This window comes from Stenotrophomonas sp. SY1, from assembly GCF_021202945.1.
Taxonomy (GTDB): domain Bacteria; phylum Pseudomonadota; class Gammaproteobacteria; order Xanthomonadales; family Xanthomonadaceae; genus Stenotrophomonas.
This window is the reverse complement of the sequence record NZ_JAJOYR010000005.1, coordinates 1-2500: the sequence shown is the minus strand read 5'-3', so window position 1 is coordinate 2500 and position 2500 is coordinate 1. Positions and strand designations below refer to the sequence as shown.

3 rRNA genes (1 of these 3 cut by a window edge) are annotated in these 2500 nt (G+C 57.4%); all 3 read left to right on the top strand.

Features of this window, described 5'->3' with window-relative positions:
• Positions 1-1302 (top strand): 23S ribosomal RNA (locus LR961_RS19045) (it extends 1578 nt beyond the left edge of the window).
• 120 nt (positions 1303-1422) lie between these two features.
• Positions 1423-1537: ribosomal RNA gene (gene rrf, locus LR961_RS19040) — 5S ribosomal RNA — on the top strand.
• Positions 1538-1665: 128 nt separating this feature from the next.
• Positions 1666-1780, top strand: a 5S ribosomal RNA gene (gene rrf / locus LR961_RS19035).
• Positions 1781-2500 lie beyond the last annotated feature (720 nt).

Genomic DNA, 2500 nt, shown 5'->3' with positions numbered 1-2500 from the left:
CCGTACCGTAAACCGACACAGGTGGGTAGGATGAGAATTCTCAGGCGCTTGAGAGAACTCGGGTGAAGGAACTAGGCAACATGGCACCGTAACTTCGGGAGAAGGTGCACCCTTTTTGGTGGCTCATGCGAGCTATAGCTGAAGAGGGTCGCAGTAACCAGGCCGCTGCGACTGTTTATCAAAAACACAGCACTCTGCAAACACGAAAGTGGACGTATAGGGTGTGACGCCTGCCCGGTGCTGGAAGGTTAATTGATGGGGTCAGCCGCAAGGCGAAGCTCTTGATCGAAGCCCCAGTAAACGGCGGCCGTAACTATAACGGTCCTAAGGTAGCGAAATTCCTTGTCGGGTAAGTTCCGACCTGCACGAATGGCGTAACGACAGCGGCGCTGTCTCCACCCGAGACTCAGTGAAATTGAAATCGCTGTGAAGATGCAGCGTTCCCGTGGCAAGACGGAAAGACCCCGTGAACCTTTACTATAGCTTTACACTGAACGTTGAGTTCGTCTGTGTAGGATAGGTGGGAGGCTATGAAACTGTGGCGCTAGCTGCAGTGGAGCCATCCTTGAAATACCACCCTGTCGTGCTTGACGTTCTAACCTAGGTCCATTATCTGGATCGGGGACCGTGTATGGTGGGTAGTTTGACTGGGGCGGTCTCCTCCTAAAGAGTAACGGAGGAGCTCGAAGGTACGCTCAGCGCGGTCGGACATCGCGCACTGTGTGCAAAGGCATAAGCGTGCTTGACTGCAAGATCGACGGATCAAGCAGGTAGGAAACTAGGACTTAGTGATCCGGTGGTTCTGTATGGAAGGGCCATCGCTCAACGGATAAAAGGTACTCCGGGGATAACAGGCTGATACCGCCCAAGAGTTCATATCGACGGCGGTGTTTGGCACCTCGATGTCGGCTCATCACATCCTGGGGCTGTAGTCGGTCCCAAGGGTATGGCTGTTCGCCATTTAAAGTGGTACGCGAGCTGGGTTCAGAACGTCGTGAGACAGTTCGGTCCCTATCTGCCATGGGCGTTGGAAGTTTGAGAGGGGCTGCTCCTAGTACGAGAGGACCGGAGTGGACGAACCTCTGGTGTTCCGGTTGTCACGCCAGTGGCATTGCCGGGTAGCTATGTTCGGAAGCGATAACCGCTGAAAGCATCTAAGCGGGAAGCGCGCCTCAAGATGAGACTTCCCGGGGCACAAGCCCCCTAAAGGAACCATGTAGACTACGTGGTTGATAGGTCAGGTGTGTAAGTGCAGCAATGCATTGAGCTAACTGATACTAATGATCCGTGCGGCTTGACCATATAACCTCAAGTTGCCTTGGCCGACGACATGTCGATAGATCCAAGTGCACGCTACGTCACAAGACCTCTGCGAGACTGGCGCCTCATCCGTTTTTTGGATGGCGACGTCCCAACCGTCTCCTTGGTGAAATTAGCGCTGTGGAACCACCCGATCCCATCCCGAACTCGGAAGTGAAACGCAGCTGCGCCGATGGTAGTGCAGCTCAAGCTGTGCGAGAGTAGGTCATCGCCAAGGTTTTATTCCCAAACCCCTGCAGCTCGCGCTGCAGGGGTTTGTTCTTTTTATGTAAGCAGCTCCATTTGCTTGCCTTCCCAAAAGGGAAACGTCTTCGAGCCGGCGCATCGCGCTACTCCTGCCGCTTTCCTGGTGAAATTAGCGCTGTGGCACCACCCGATCCCATCCCGAACTCGGAAGTGAAACGCAGCTGCGCCGATGGTAGTGCGGCTCAAGCCGTGCGAGAGTAGGTCATCGCCAGGTTTTAAACCCTAAAGCCCGCTGCTCACGCAGCGGGCTTTTTCTTTGTGCCGGATCAGCTCCGGCGGGCGGAGGGAAAGTGCGAGTAGAGCCACGATCGCTGGGCTGGTGTGCTGAGCTGTCGGCTCGTGATGAGTGTGGCCCACAAGCGTTTGGAGAACCCTGGCAGACCGGGTTTCCAGCAGACCATCCATGCGCCGGTGCATCGCGCTGGCCGTCCACAGACCTGTTCCGAACCCCGCGCTGCTGCAAGGGCACTCAGCTGGCACTGAGCCAAGCGTTCGCAGGCAAGTCCATGCCGCTTCGCGTGCGGGGGAGCGGAGCTTGTTGGTTGGGATCGTTCGTGGCCCAACCTCGGACGCTGCAGGCCTGCTTGCCTGGTGGCAGGCACTCCAAAGCGCGACACCAGGCAGGGCAATGGCGGACCGGGCACAACAGCGGACTCCTCATGGCCGCCTTGGCGGGAATGCTGCCGAAGCCCTCGAACAGGCTGAGTAATGGTCAGCTGGCTACAACTCAGAAGCTCCCATCGTCACCTTGGCCACTAGACGCCTGTCGACTCCGTTGGCCTCAGCCTGGCATCGAGTTGAGGGGAGGCGAGCGGGCAACGGCGTCCCCTGTGCCGGCCTCCACATCATCGTGATGATGTTGTAGCCAGGCGCAGGACTGCGATAGAGCTCGCGGCGGGCGTGGTGATCGCCGATCGGTGCATGCGCGCTCGAT